This is a genomic window from Aurantiacibacter sediminis, from assembly GCF_016019885.1.
Lineage (GTDB): Bacteria > Pseudomonadota > Alphaproteobacteria > Sphingomonadales > Sphingomonadaceae > Alteraurantiacibacter > Alteraurantiacibacter sediminis.
The window spans coordinates 110,977-123,606 of sequence record NZ_JAEANY010000003.1 but is presented as its reverse complement, the minus strand read 5'-3'; the positions used below and the strand labels follow the sequence as shown (position 1 = coordinate 123,606).

The window sequence follows — 12,630 nt, the reverse complement described above, 5'->3', positions numbered from 1 at the left end:
AGCGCAGGCCCGTAAAGCGCCAAGCCTTGGCATGCGCTTGCGTATAGTGTGGCGATCGTAGCTCAGTTGGTTAGAGCGCCGGTTTGTGGTACCGGAGGTCGGGGGTTCGAGACCCCTCGATCGCCCCATTTTCTCCCTGCTTCGCTGCCGATCATACGGGTGATGAGGGGCGCGACATGCCAGCATTGTGGAACGAAGCCGACTGGGACGAACACGAACGCGTCGAGGTCGTGCATGATCGCGCCAGTGGCCTGACCGCAATTATCGCGCTCCATTCCACCCATCTTGGCCCCGGCGCTGGCGGAACCCGCTTCTGGCATTATGCCGAGCCCGAAATGGCCATGCGCGATGCGCTGCGCCTGTCACGCGGCATGAGCTTCAAGAATGCGATGGCGGGCCTGCCCATGGGGGGCGGCAAGGCTGTCGTGGTGCTCGACAAGGACGGCACCAAGACGACCGAGATGCTCCACGCTTTCGGCGATGCGGTCGAGGCGCTGGGCGGCAATTATGTCACCGCAGAAGATGTCGGAGCAAGCGAAGCCGACATGGTCGAAATTTCAAAGCGCACCGCGCATGTTTGCGGACTTCCCGCCGATGAAGGCGATGCGGGCGGCGATCCCGGGCCGTTTACGGCGCACGGCATCTATCTCGGTATCAAGGCTGCTGTCGCCCACAAAATGGGCAGGGACAGCATGGACGGTGTGCGCGTTGCGGTGCAGGGCTGCGGTTCTGTGGGCGGCGGAGTGGCCCGATTGCTCGCCAAGGACGGCGCGCAGCTGATCCTGGCGGATATCCATGCTGAAAGCGCGCAGGATCTGGCGCAAGAGACAGGCGGCGAAGTGGTGGACGTGAATACCATCATGTCGACGCCGTGCGATGTGCTCAGCCCGAATGCGCTCGGTGCGGTCTTGCATGAAGACAGTATCGCAGCGCTCGATTGCGCCATCGTTGCAGGGGGAGCAAACAACCAGCTCGCACGGCCTGAACATGGCAAGCTGCTGCATGCGCGCGGCATCCTTTATGCGCCGGATTACGTCATTAATGCCGGCGGCATCATCAATGTCAGCTGGGAATATCTCTGTCGTCAGGCAGGCAAGAAATGCACGATTGAACAGGTGCATGAACGCATCGCGCAGATCCCGGGCCGCCTGCAGTCGATCTGGGAAAAGAGCGAGGCCGAAGGCCGCCCGTCCAACGAAGTGGCCGACGCGATGGCGCGCGAGCTGATCGGACGCGGGTGATTGTCCAGCCGTCTGGGCACTTGGACGGTAAAATTCCTCGGAGACGGTCTTTGGTTTGGCTTGCCGCCGCGCGTTGCAAGTGCCATTGATGCAGGCAACGGATCGTAACTGACGACACATGCATCTCTACGCCAATCCAGCCCGCTTTTTGCGGATCGCCAAGTGGCTGACGCCGCTGCTGCTCGTGTCCGGGCTCTTGGTCACCGGCGTCGCCCTTCTATGGGGCTTTTACAACGTCCCGCCCGATCGTCTGATGGGCGATACCGTGCGCATCCTGTTCGTGCACGTGCCCGCTGCATGGCTCGGCATGGGTGGATGGACGGCGATTGCGATTGCCAGCCTTGTAGAGCTTGTATGGCGGCATCCGCTGGCGGCGATTGCAGCGCGCGCGGCGGCTGTGCCGGGCGCAGTCTTCACTTTCATCTGCCTTGTCACCGGGTCCATCTGGGGCCGCCCCACATGGGGCACCTGGTGGGTGTGGGACGGTCGGCTTACTTCCATGCTCGTCCTGCTGTTTCTGTATTTCGGCTATATCGCGCTCTCCGGCTCGCTGGCGCGGGAAGGGCAGTCCAGCCGTATCGCTGCGATCTTCGGCCTGGTGGGCGCGATTAATGTGCCGATCATCAATCGCTCGGTGGTGTGGTGGAACTCGCTGCACCAGCCGCCTAGCATCACGACTGGCGGTAGTTCGATTGACGGGGTGTTTCTTACGCCTCTGCTGATCGCCGTTCTGGGCTTTTCACTGCTGTTCGGCGGTGTTGTCCTCGCCCGGATGCGCACTATTTTGGCCGAGGTACAGGCGGAGGCCCGCTTGCGGCGCAAGGCTCAGAAGGCGGAGTTTACCACCGAAGGAGCAACGGCGTGAGAGAATCGCTCGACCAGATGCTATTCGTTTACGCTGCGTTTGCGGTCACCATCATCGCGACGCTGCTGCTGGTCGGCCAGAGCTGGCTCACGATGCGCAAGGCTGAAGCGCGCAGGGACAAGGTAAAAGGCAAATGAGTGCTGACGGCGCCAGAGGCGGTCTGAAACCCAAGCATCAGCGACTTGTGCTGATTGTTCTCGCTGTCGCCGCGCTGATCGGCGCGACGCTCCTTGCGATGGTCGCGCTGCGCGATCAGGCGAATTATTTCTACATGCCCGCCGATATCGCCGCCAATCCGCCCGAGCCGGGGCAGGCAATTCGGCTTGGCGGCATGGTGGAGCAGGGCTCCATGCAGATGCAGGAAGACGGGGTCACCGTCGAATTCGTCGTCGCCGGCGATGGCGAGCGGGTGCAGGCGGTCTATACTGGGATCAAGCCCGATCTCTTCGTCGAAGGGTCCGGCGTGGTGGCGGATGGCCGGTTGAATACAGACGGCGTTTTCGTGGCCGATACGCTGCTCGCCAAGCATGATGAGAATTACATGCCGCGCGAGCTTGAAGGCATGAGCAGCGAGGAAATGCGCGCCGAATTGCAGGACAGCGTGGCGGGCACCGGTCAGTGATACCTGAAATCGGCCTTGCAGCCCTCTGGCTGGCAGCTGCCCTGGCTTTGCTGCAATTGTTCGCAGGTCTCGTGGGATCGCGAACCGAAACTGCAGAAATTGCCGCGCTCGCTCGGCCAGCGGCTGCATTGCAGGCGTTTCTCTGCACCGTAGCCTTCGGCGCATTGCTCTACGCTTTTGCGGTTACCGACCTCTCGGTGAAGCTGGTTGCGACCAATTCGCATTCGATGAAGCCGATGATTTTCAAGCTGTCGGGCGCCTGGGGCAATCATGAAGGTTCCATGTTGCTGTGGATCACCGTCATGGCGCTGGCTGGCGGTGCGATTGCGCTGATCGAGCGGCGCCTGCCCGAAAAGACGATGATGGCGACGCTGGCTGCGCAGGCCTTCGTCGGTTTGGGATTCTATGCCTTCCTGCTGCTCAGCTCCAACCCGTTTGAGCGGCTGGTGGAGATCCCGCCGGAAGGCAATGGCCTTAACCCGCTGCTGCAGGATGTCGGCCTGGCCTTCCATCCGCCCACGCTTTACATCGGCTATGTCGGCCTTTCGATTGCTTTCAGCTTCGCGCTTGCGGCTCTGTTGACGCGCAATGTGACTCCAGATTTCGCCCGCGTAATGCGGCCTTGGGTGCTGGCAGCGTGGATTTTCCTCACCGTCGGCATCACCGCAGGTTCCTACTGGGCGTATTACGAGCTCGGCTGGGGCGGCTGGTGGTTCTGGGATCCGGTGGAGAATGCTTCGCTTATGCCATGGCTGGCTGCGACCGCTCTGCTGCATTCGGCAAGCGTGCTCGCGGCGCGTGATGCTTTGCGCACATGGACCATCATGCTCGGCGTGATTGCTTTCTCCATGAGCATGGTGGGTACATTCCTTGTGCGATCGGGCATTTTGACGAGCGTCCACGCCTTCGCTGTGGACCCTCAGCGCGGCAGCTTCATCCTTGCACTTCTGGTGCTCTATATCGGCGGAGCACTGGTGCTCTTTGCCCTGCGCGCCAACACGATTGCGGAAGGCGAACGGTTTAGCGCGCTCAGCCGTGAAGGCGCTCTGGTGGTCAACAATATCGGCCTCACAGCGATCCTCGGCGTCGTGCTGATCGGCACGCTCTATCCGCTTTTTACAGAAGCGTTCGATGTCCGCGTCTCGGTCGGCCCGCCTTATTTCAATCCGGTGAGCGCGATTTTCTTCCTGCCGATGATGCTGGTGCTGATGGTCGGCCCGCTTCTGCGCTGGCGCAATGACAGGGCGGGGCGACTCACAAAACCGCTTGCGATCGTCGGCGTGGTCATGGTGGCGGTGCTCGCCTGTTCGCTTTTCTTCGACAATATCGGCCTGCTTCCATTCCTTGGCCTCGTGCTGGCCGCCGGTCTTGCGGTGGCAAGCTTTGCGCCGCTCTTTGGCCGCGCGCTGGGCCGTACGCCGCTTACCATCTGGGGCATGTGCATCGCCCATTTCGGCATCGCGGTCGCCATTTTCGGAATGTCGGCGGACACCGCTTTCCAGGAAGAACGGCTGGTCGCTGCGAATATCGGCGATGTCATCGAAGTCGGCCCTTGGACCGGCCAGTTGCAGACCGTGAACGCGGTCGCCGGGCCCAATTGGACGGCGATGCAGGCCAATTTACTGATGTCCTACGAAGGCGGCGCCGCGCAGGAGGCGCGCCCGCAATCGCGTAATTTCTGGACTCCCACGATGCAGACGAGCGAAGTCGCTCTGCTGACGCGCTGGAATGGCCAGCTCTATGTCGCTGTGGGCAATCAGGGCGATGATGGCCGCTGGCAGCTGCGCCTCTGGTGGAAGCCATTTGTGACATTCATCTGGTATGGCGGATTGCTGATTGCTCTGGGCGGGACCCTGTCGCTTGTCGGCCGCGTGGTGGGCGATGTTCGCCGTCGCCGGCAACAGGCATCCGGTGAAAAGGTGGACGAGGAATTGCCCGAAGGGGCGCTCGCATGAAGCAGCTGCGCATCACGCTCTGGATCATCGTCGCCATCGCCGGGTCGCTGTTCGCGCTGTTCGCGTATCAATTGTCCCAGCCCAAGGATGAATTTGTGCGCAGCGCCATGGTGGGCGAGCAGATCCCCGAATTCGACCTCGAGCCGGCTTTCGCAGATCGACCGGGCCTTTCCTCCGCCGATTTCGCCAATGGAGAGCCTGCGCTGCTCAACCTCTTCGGTAGTTGGTGCATCCCGTGCCGGGTAGAAGCGCCGCAGCTCGAAGCGCTTGAGCGGCAAGGAGCAACTATCCATGCGATTGCCCTGCGGGACAGAGAGGAAGACGTCGCGCGTTTCCTGAGCGCTTACGGCAATCCTTTCACCCGCATCGGGCGCGATGACATTTCCGAAATTCAGTTCGCGCTTGGCGCATCAGGCGTGCCCGAAACCTTTGTCGTCGATGGCAGCGGTCGCATTACTTACCAGCATATCGGCATAGTCGCCGAGGGTGACATCCCAGTACTGATGGAAGAATTACGCAAAGCGGGGAGCGGATCGTGAAACGCATTGCGCAGCTATTCGCATTCGTAATCTTGACTCTCTCTGGCATGGCCTCACCACTCGCCGCGCAGTCCAACATGCCGCCTGCGCCCTATGCCTATACCCAGCTCGATGATCCCGAACTGGAGGAGACCGCGCGCGAGTTGATGTATACGCTGCGCTGCCTGCAGTGCCAGAGCCAGTCCATCGCCGATAGCGATGCGCCCGTGGCAGGCGATATGCGACACCAGGTCCGCACGCGCCTTGCCGGCGGAGAAAGCCCGGAGGAAGTCCGCGCCTATCTGATTTCGCGCTATGGCGATTATATCAGTTATGAGCCGGAAATTAGCGCCACGACTTGGCCGTTATTCGTCCTGCCGGGCCTACTCGTCCTCATCGCCATTGCGGTACTCGTGCGCCGGGTCGGGAAGGCGCGCGCATGACCTGGGTCACTGCGATCGCGCTCGCTGTCATTTGCTTTGCTTTGGCGGTTCTGATTTTTCGCCCTGGCAGGTCGGTCTGGGCAAGCCTTGCCGCAGCGCTCACTTTCGGTCTGGTCGGCTATGCTGTTCAAGCGAGCCCCGACATGGCTTCAGCACCGAAAGAGGCCGCTGCGGGGCCGGATGCGGGGCAATATGATATTGTCGGCGCGCGCCGCGAATTTATCGGCGATAATGAGCGCAGCCGGGCCGATGCCATGTACCAGGCAGACGCTTATGCGGCGCGCGGACGCTATAGCGAGGCAGCGACAATCCTTTCCGGCATCACCAGCGCCAATGCCGGTGATTTCGAAGCGTGGATTGCACTGGGGAATGCGCTGGCCGAGCATGCCGATGGCGTGCTGACCGCCCCTGCGCTCTACGCTTACAACCAGGCTCGCATGGTGAAGCCCGACCATGTCGCGCCCAGCTATTTCCTTGGTGTGTCACTGGTTCGGCAGGGACGTTTGGCAGAAGCACAGCAAATCTGGCGCGGTGCTTATGATGCTGCGCCGGAAGGTGCGCCCGGCCGCGCGGCTCTGGGTGAGCGGCTTGAACGCATTGACGGCATGCTCGGCGCGATGGGCGGATTGCCCGCGCAGCATTCTGCGCCGCCGACGGAATAGGGACATATATGCGCCGCAGCATTGCCGCGCTCGCCACACGCTGCTAGTGGGCGCGCTTCGCCGGACGGGGGCGAAAAGTCACATTGGGCAAAAGCCGTTGATCAGGCCTGAATCCATATGAGCCAAACCGAGAATAAAACCGATTCCGCCAAGCTGAAGCTTGCTGCCGGCGCGATCGGTATCGTTTTCGGCGATATCGGCACCAGCCCGCTTTACGCCTTTCGCGAGACGTTCCGCGGCGCGCACACGCTGCCGATTGACGATCTGCACATTCTTGGCGTTGTCAGCCTAATCTTCTGGTCCATGACGCTGGTGGTGGCGATCCAATATGTCTCCATCCTGATGCGCGCCGATAATAACGGGCAGGGCGGCAGCCTTGCGCTGGTGGCACTGCTTTCCCGCAATATCGGCAAGACCAAATATGGCTGGCTGATTGTGTTGCTTGGCGTTTTCGCGACGGCGCTTTTCTACGGCGACAGCATGATTACGCCCGCCATTTCGGTGCTGTCTGCGGTGGAAGGGCTGACGGTGGTGGACCAGGGCCTGCAGCCGTATGTCATTCCCATCGCGCTTGTTCTGCTCGTCTGCCTGTTCGTGTTGCAGCAGCGCGGCACGGCAAAGGTGGGCGCGCTGTTCGCGCCTGTGATGATTATCTATTTCACAGTGATTGCGGTGCTGGGCATCGGCCAGATTTTCAACACTCCGGAAATCCTCTGGGCGCTGAACCCGTGGTACGCGATCCAGTTTTTCATCACCGACAAATGGTTTGCTTTCCTCGCGCTCGGCTCGGTCGTGCTGGCGGTGACGGGCGCCGAGGCGCTGTATTCAGATATGGGTCATTTCGGTCGCGGCCCGATGAAGCTGAGCTGGTTCGGCTTTGTCATGCCGTGCCTGCTGCTGAACTATTTCGGCCAGGGCGCGATGATCATGGGCCTGCCGACCGAAGCGGCCGAGCAGGCGATCATGAACCCGTTCTTCTTCCTGGCGGATGAGGCTTATCGCCTGCCGCTGGTGATCCTCGCCACCTGCGCGACCTTTATCGCCAGCCAGGCGGTTATTTCCGGCGCGTTCAGCATTACGCACCAGGCGATCCAGCTGGGCTTCGTGCCGCGCCTTTCCATCCGCCACACTTCGGACGAGCATTCCGGCCAGATCTATATCCCGGTGATCAATTGGGCGCTGATGGTTGCGGTCATCATCCTTGTCCTGACGTTCCAGAACTCGTCCAACCTCGCCAGCGCCTATGGGATCGCGGTGACGGGCGCAGTCACCATTGACACTTTGCTGATGGCGGTGCTCTTTATCGGCGTTTGGAAATGGCCAAAGTGGATCGCTATCCCGGTGGTGCTGGTCTTCCTGATTGTCGACGGCGCCTATTTCGCGGCCAACCTCACCAAGGTGCCCGATGGCGGCTGGTTCCCGCTACTGGTGGGCGCGATTGCCTTCACCATTCTCACCACATGGGCGAAAGGCCGCAAGCTCATGCGCGAACGCATGACGGAAATGAGCTTGCCGCTCGATATCTTTGCCAAATCCGCGCGGTCCAGCAGTGCGCGGGTCGAAGGCACGGCGATCTTTATGAATTCGGGCAGCAGTGGCACACCCTCTGCGCTGCTTCACAATATCAAGCACAATAAGGTGCTGCATGAACGCATAGTGGTGCTGACAGTCGATATCGCGGACGTTCCCTATGTCGACCCGTCGGAGCGATGCGAGATCATGGAACTCGGCGATGGCTTCTTCCGCGTCATCCTGCATTATGGCTTCATGGAAGAGACCGACGTGCCCAAAGCGCTCGCCAGCCGAGAGATGTGCGGCGGTCCGTTCAATATGATGAAGACCAGCTTTTTCCTCAGCCGCCAGACACTGCTGACTGCAGACAAGCCCGGCATGGCCGTGTGGCGAGAGAAGCTGTTCGCATGGATGATGCGCAACGCAGCCACGCCGATGGAATTCTTCCGGCTCCCCACCAACCGTGTGGTCGAGCTGGGGAGCCAGGTGGAGATTTAGGCGTAAGCGCTAATTTGCGTTGGCCTCGCTGTTGTCGATGAATTCGGCCATTTGCCTGTGCGCCTCATCGAGCATCTCATTTCTGGCGTCGATTCGGCTCCTGAATCGATCGCGTTGTTCTATCAGACGCGCCTTCATGTCGGCTGTGCCGGACTGAGCCCTCCGATACTCCAGCTTCTCAAGCCGATCTTCGCAATCCCTCAGCCTGTCTCGGACTGCCTTGCGCTCTATGAGGCGCCAGTCATCGACCACTCGATGTAAAAGCTTGCGGACGTCGCCGATATGTATTCCCGATTGGCTCATAACCAACTCCTGACTGAAAGATGCAGACGACACAGCGCGACGAGCGCAGAATGACTACTGGCTCGCTTGGATGCTGCTGTGATTGTGAATCAACACAGCGAGGGAGCAGAGGTGCTGAAACCGTCGCTCTCTCGCCGTGTTGATGCTCTAATACACCATTGGTGCAATTCGTCAAATTCAGCCCGGTGGAGGCGTGTCGTCGCACGGGTCGTTCTCTTCCACATTCAAACCATGCTTCATCAGCATCGGCACCTGCGTGAAGGTGAAGACGAATGTCAGCGGCAGGAATAGCCACAACTTCATGCCGAGCCACGTTTCGAAGCTCACTGCGAAAATAAGCACCGTATTCAGCGCGCCCAGCACTATGAAAAAAAAGCCCCAATTGCGAGAAAGCTTGAGCCATCCTTCATCGTTCAAGCCTTCGAAGGCGGCTTCCAGCAAGATCTTCAGCAGCGATTTGCCATTGGCATAACCAACCAGCAGCACGACGGCGAAAATCCCGTAGATGATCGTCGGCTTCCACTGGATGAAGCGTTCGTCCTGGAAATAGATCGTCAGCGCGCCGAAGCCCACGATCATGGCTGTCGATAGCCACAACATCGGGCTGACTTTGCCGAGCCGCCATTTGCTCACTGCAAGCGCGATGACGGCAGCGACGATAAATGCGCCGGTGCCGCGAATGACGGCGAAGATTTCGGCTGCCGTGTCCGTGCCGTCTTCGGGCGAATAGAATTTGTAAGTCAGGAAAAATACGAGCAGCGGCCCGTAATCGACTGCGACATTGAGCCAGCCGCTTTTCGGCTTTTCGCTTGCGACGGCTTGCTGCGGGGTTTCTGCTGTCATCAGGCCACTCCTGCAATCACGCGCGCCACAAGGTCTGGATCGAAAGGCCGCAAATCGTCGAGCGTTTCGCCAACGCCGATGGCGTGGATCGGCAGGCCATATTGCTCGGCCGCCGCGACCAGCACGCCGCCGCGCGCTGTGCCGTCGAGCTTCGTCATGATGAGGCCGGTAACGCCTGCGACTTCCTTGAAAATCTCGATCTGGCTGAGTGCGTTCTGGCCGTTCGTCGCATCGAGCACGAGCAGCACGTCGTGCGGAGCCTCCGGGTTCAGCCGGCCGAGCACTTTGCGGATCTTCGCCAGCTCATCCATCAGCTCGCGTTTGTTCTGAAGGCGGCCTGCCGTGTCGACAATTAGCGCATCGGTACCGATTTCGGTCGCGCGCTTTACTGCGTCGAATACGATGGCGGAGGGATCGCCGCCCTCCGGCCCGGTCATGATCGGCGCACCGATACGCTCTGCCCAGATTTTGAGCTGGCCGATGGCTGCCGCGCGGAAAGTGTCGCCCGCTGCCAGCATCACCTCGTAATCGTCTTCCATCAGCCAATGGCCGAGTTTCGCGATGGTGGTGGTCTTGCCGCTGCCATTCACGCCGATGACCAGGATGACCTGCGGGCGGGGGAAGGCAGTGATATCGAGCGGCTTGGCGACGGGCCGCAGGATCGCGGCGATTTCGTCGGCAACGGCCTCTTTCAGTTCGCGCTCCGTAATGACCGAGCCAAAGCGCTTCTCCGCGAGCTTGTCGCGAATGCGCGCTGCGGCGGACGGGCCGAGGTCCGAAATAATTAGCGCATCTTCGATCTCGTCGAGCGTTGTATCGTCGAGCCGGGTGGAACGGATCGTCGTTGCGACCTTTGAAACGATCGAAGCGGGCTCTGCGGAAGCTGCCGGCGTGGGTTCAGGCTGAGGAGCAGGTGCTGAGGCAGGTTCGGGCGAGACCTCCGGCTCAGCTTCATGCAGTGGATCGGGCTCTGGCGTTGGTTCGGGTTCCGGTTCCGGCTCAAGGTCAGTGTCCGGCTCCTCCTCGACCTCCTCATCCTCGACAACAGGTTCGGCGGACTCGACGGCGGCTGACAAATTCTCCGATAAGCGGTCTGATGTCTTGCGGAAACCGCCAAACAGTTTTTCCGTCCAGCTTTTGCTCACGTGAGAATGCCTTCCTCGATTGATTGCGGAGTGATGGTCGCGATTGTGCCCGCTTCGGTGCTCGCGGGCAAAGCGACGCGGGCGAAGTTTTCGGCATAGCCGCAGCCGTCGCGTTCGGCGAGGACGCTGAGCGGAGTGCCTACAAGGCTTTCCAGAAACTCATTGCGAACTGCGCCAACAGCCGCGCGCAGTTCGGCCGCACGCTCCTTGATCAGGCCCTTGTCCAGCTGCGGCATGCGCGCCGCAGGCGTGTTGGGACGCGGTGAATATGGGAAGATATGGCCGTGCACAATCCGCAGCTCGCGGATGATGCTGAGATTATCGGCGTGATGCGCTTCCGATTCAGTCGGGAAGCCGGCGATGATATCGGCCCCCATGACCAGTTCGGGGCGGCGCTCCCGCAAGCCGCTGACAAGCACCAGAGCATCGGCGCGTGAATGGCGGCGCTTCATGCGTTTGAGAATGAGATCGGCACCATGCTGTAGCGAGAGATGCAGATGCGGCATCACGCGCGGCTCGCTCGCGAAGAGATGGAACAGCCTGGAATCGACTTCGGCCCCGTCGATCGAGGACATGCGCAGGCGTCGCAAATCCGGGAATGCGTCCAGCACGGCGGCAACCAGATCGCCGAGCGGCGGCGTGCCGGGGAGGTCATGGCCCCATGACGTCACATCGACACCCGTCAGCACGATTTCGGGCGCGCCCTGTTCGAGATGCCGCTCCACTTCGCGCAGCACGGCGGGGATGGTCATGGAGCGGCTTGCACCACGGCCCTGCGGGATTACGCAGAAGGTGCAGGCATGATCGCAGCCATTCTGCACCGCAATAAAGGCGCGGGTGCGCTGTTTGGGTGCAGGCTCGGCGCGTTCGGGCACGTTCCATGCGCGTGCATCGAGCTTTTGGGTGTTCGGCACCAGCCCATCGACTTCGGGCATGGCGGCCAGCTGCTCGCGCTCGATATCGGCGGCGCAGCCTGTCACCAGCAGCCGCGCATCGGGCCGAGCCTTGCGCGCGCGGCGAATGGCCTGCCGGGTCTGGCGGACAGCCTCCATGGTCACCGCGCAGCTATTGACGACGACGACATCGTCTTCGCCCGACATCATGTCGCGAATACGCTCGCTCTCGGCGATATTGAGGCGGCAGCCCAGCGAAATGACCTCGGCGCTCATCCGGCGTAATCGTCCCATGCGAAAGTGCCGCGGAAGGCCTCCGTCGCGCCGCCGGTCATGATGATGCGATCGTCGTCGCCCCAAGCTATGATGAGAGGGCCGCCGGGCAGGTGGACGGTCACTTCGCGATCCACCAAGCCACGCCGCATCGCCGCAACTGCACTGGCACAGGCTCCGGTCCCACAAGCGCGGGTCAGGCCAGCACCGCGTTCCCATACACGCAGGCGCATGCTTGCGCGCTCGACGACCTCGGCGACATTCACATTAATCCGCTCTGGAAAGACGCTGTCCATCTCGATCTGCGGTCCGAGCGCTTCCAGCGGTACTGCATCCGCATCATCGACAAAAAATACCACGTGTGGATTGCCGACATTGATCGCTAACGGAGCCTCGAGCGTGCCCCAGCCCAGCGGCAGGCGCTCCGTATCCATTGGATAGGCGAGGGGGATGGCATCCCACTCGAAACGCGGCACGCCCATATCGACAGAAATACCGCTCGCATCTGGCCGGGTGGCGATCATGCCTCCAGCCGTGGCGATCGTCGCTTCTTCACCAAGCAGCATACCGGCCGCACGCGCACCATTGCCGCAGGCCTCAACTTCGGCGCCATCGGAATTGTAAATGCGCATGCGGATCGTCGCAGTGTCATCGGGCTCCATTAAGATCAGTTGGTCGCAGCCAATTCCTTCGCGCCGGTCTGCCAATGCCTTGACCGTGGCGTTCTCAAGCGGGCCGGGCAGCGGCGTTTCACGCGCATCGAGCATGATGAAATCATTGCCCAGGCCATGCATCTTGATGAAGGGGACGCGCATATCCGCCACCTAGGGGGCAGGGCGGTGTTGCGCAATGGGTAG

Annotated in this window: 14 protein-coding genes and 1 tRNA gene; 10 read left to right on the top strand and 5 right to left on the bottom strand. The window is 61.1% G+C overall.

Features of this window, described 5'->3' with window-relative positions:
- Positions 1–51: 51 nt before the first annotated feature.
- From I5L03_RS09915 to I5L03_RS09870, 10 genes are all read left to right on the top strand, one after another.
- Positions 52–128, top strand: a tRNA-His gene (locus I5L03_RS09915).
- A gap of 48 nt (positions 129–176) precedes the next feature.
- Entirely contained in the window at positions 177–1,241 is a 1,065-nt protein-coding gene (locus tag I5L03_RS09910; RefSeq protein ID WP_197921629.1) for a Glu/Leu/Phe/Val family dehydrogenase, read from the top strand.
- A 118-nt stretch (positions 1,242–1,359) separates the two neighbouring features.
- A complete protein-coding gene (gene ccmC, locus I5L03_RS09905) occupies positions 1,360–2,106 on the top strand; it encodes a heme ABC transporter permease CcmC (RefSeq protein WP_197921628.1) in 747 nt (248 codons plus the stop codon).
- Positions 2,103–2,243 carry a hypothetical protein gene (locus I5L03_RS09900; RefSeq protein ID WP_197921627.1) on the top strand — a complete coding sequence of 47 codons (141 nt, stop codon included), beginning with the start codon at positions 2,103–2,105 and terminating at the stop codon, positions 2,241–2,243. The genes ccmC and I5L03_RS09900 overlap by 4 nt, the downstream gene beginning before the upstream one ends.
- Positions 2,240–2,728: a cytochrome c maturation protein CcmE gene (ccmE, locus tag I5L03_RS09895; RefSeq protein WP_197921626.1), complete on the top strand. Its 489-nt coding sequence runs from the start codon at positions 2,240–2,242 to the stop codon at positions 2,726–2,728. Before I5L03_RS09900 ends, ccmE begins: the two co-directional genes overlap by 4 nt.
- Positions 2,725–4,683: a heme lyase CcmF/NrfE family subunit gene (locus tag I5L03_RS09890; protein WP_197921625.1), complete on the top strand. Its 1,959-nt coding sequence runs from the start codon at positions 2,725–2,727 to the stop codon at positions 4,681–4,683. The genes ccmE and I5L03_RS09890 overlap by 4 nt, the downstream gene beginning before the upstream one ends.
- Complete coding sequence (locus tag I5L03_RS09885; protein ID WP_197921624.1) at positions 4,680–5,222, top strand: redoxin family protein; 543 nt, start codon at positions 4,680–4,682, stop codon at positions 5,220–5,222. Before I5L03_RS09890 ends, I5L03_RS09885 begins: the two co-directional genes overlap by 4 nt.
- Before the next feature lie 47 nt (positions 5,223–5,269).
- A complete protein-coding gene (locus tag I5L03_RS09880; RefSeq protein ID WP_197921892.1) occupies positions 5,270–5,644 on the top strand; it encodes a cytochrome c-type biogenesis protein in 375 nt (124 codons plus the stop codon).
- Entirely contained in the window at positions 5,641–6,306 is a 666-nt protein-coding gene (locus tag I5L03_RS09875) for a tetratricopeptide repeat protein (protein ID WP_197921623.1), read from the top strand. Before I5L03_RS09880 ends, I5L03_RS09875 begins: the two co-directional genes overlap by 4 nt.
- Before the next feature lie 117 nt (positions 6,307–6,423).
- Positions 6,424–8,316, top strand: coding sequence for a potassium transporter Kup (locus I5L03_RS09870; RefSeq protein ID WP_197921622.1), 1,893 nt, complete (start codon positions 6,424–6,426; stop codon positions 8,314–8,316).
- 9 nt (positions 8,317–8,325) lie between these two features.
- On the opposite strand, the gene I5L03_RS09865 is transcribed toward I5L03_RS09870, so the two are convergent.
- From I5L03_RS09865 to dapF, 5 genes are all read right to left on the bottom strand, one after another.
- Positions 8,326–8,619: a hypothetical protein gene (locus tag I5L03_RS09865; protein WP_197921621.1), complete on the bottom strand. Its 294-nt coding sequence runs from the start codon at positions 8,617–8,619 to the stop codon at positions 8,326–8,328.
- A gap of 177 nt (positions 8,620–8,796) precedes the next feature.
- On the bottom strand, positions 8,797–9,462 hold the full coding sequence (locus tag I5L03_RS09860) for an inner membrane-spanning protein YciB (protein WP_197921620.1): 666 nt from the start codon (positions 9,460–9,462) through the stop codon (positions 8,797–8,799).
- Entirely contained in the window at positions 9,462–10,325 is an 864-nt protein-coding gene (gene ftsY, locus I5L03_RS09855; protein WP_197921891.1) for a signal recognition particle-docking protein FtsY, read from the bottom strand. Before ftsY ends, I5L03_RS09860 begins: the two co-directional genes overlap by 1 nt.
- 278 nt (positions 10,326–10,603) lie before the next feature.
- Entirely contained in the window at positions 10,604–11,776 is a 1,173-nt protein-coding gene (gene mtaB, locus I5L03_RS09850; RefSeq protein ID WP_197921619.1) for a tRNA (N(6)-L-threonylcarbamoyladenosine(37)-C(2))-methylthiotransferase MtaB, read from the bottom strand.
- Positions 11,773–12,588, bottom strand: coding sequence for a diaminopimelate epimerase (gene dapF / locus I5L03_RS09845; protein WP_197921618.1), 816 nt, complete (start codon positions 12,586–12,588; stop codon positions 11,773–11,775). The genes mtaB and dapF overlap by 4 nt, the downstream gene beginning before the upstream one ends.
- Positions 12,589–12,630 lie beyond the last annotated feature (42 nt).

Coding starts and splice junctions, on each gene's coding strand:
- I5L03_RS09910 (WP_197921629.1), top strand. CDS start 177: ATGCCAGCATTGTGGAACGAAGCCGACTGGGACGAACACGAACGCGTC.
- ccmC (WP_197921628.1), top strand. CDS start 1,360: ATGCATCTCTACGCCAATCCAGCCCGCTTTTTGCGGATCGCCAAGTGG.
- ccmE (WP_197921626.1), top strand. CDS start 2,240: ATGAGTGCTGACGGCGCCAGAGGCGGTCTGAAACCCAAGCATCAGCGA.
- I5L03_RS09885 (WP_197921624.1), top strand. CDS start 4,680: ATGAAGCAGCTGCGCATCACGCTCTGGATCATCGTCGCCATCGCCGGG.
- I5L03_RS09880 (WP_197921892.1), top strand. CDS start 5,270: ATGGCCTCACCACTCGCCGCGCAGTCCAACATGCCGCCTGCGCCCTAT.
- I5L03_RS09875 (WP_197921623.1), top strand. CDS start 5,641: ATGACCTGGGTCACTGCGATCGCGCTCGCTGTCATTTGCTTTGCTTTG.
- I5L03_RS09870 (WP_197921622.1), top strand. CDS start 6,424: ATGAGCCAAACCGAGAATAAAACCGATTCCGCCAAGCTGAAGCTTGCT.
- I5L03_RS09865 (WP_197921621.1), bottom strand. CDS start 8,619: ATGAGCCAATCGGGAATACATATCGGCGACGTCCGCAAGCTTTTACAT.
- I5L03_RS09860 (WP_197921620.1), bottom strand. CDS start 9,462: ATGACAGCAGAAACCCCGCAGCAAGCCGTCGCAAGCGAAAAGCCGAAA.
- mtaB (WP_197921619.1), bottom strand. CDS start 11,776: ATGAGCGCCGAGGTCATTTCGCTGGGCTGCCGCCTCAATATCGCCGAG.
- dapF (WP_197921618.1), bottom strand. CDS start 12,588: ATGCGCGTCCCCTTCATCAAGATGCATGGCCTGGGCAATGATTTCATC.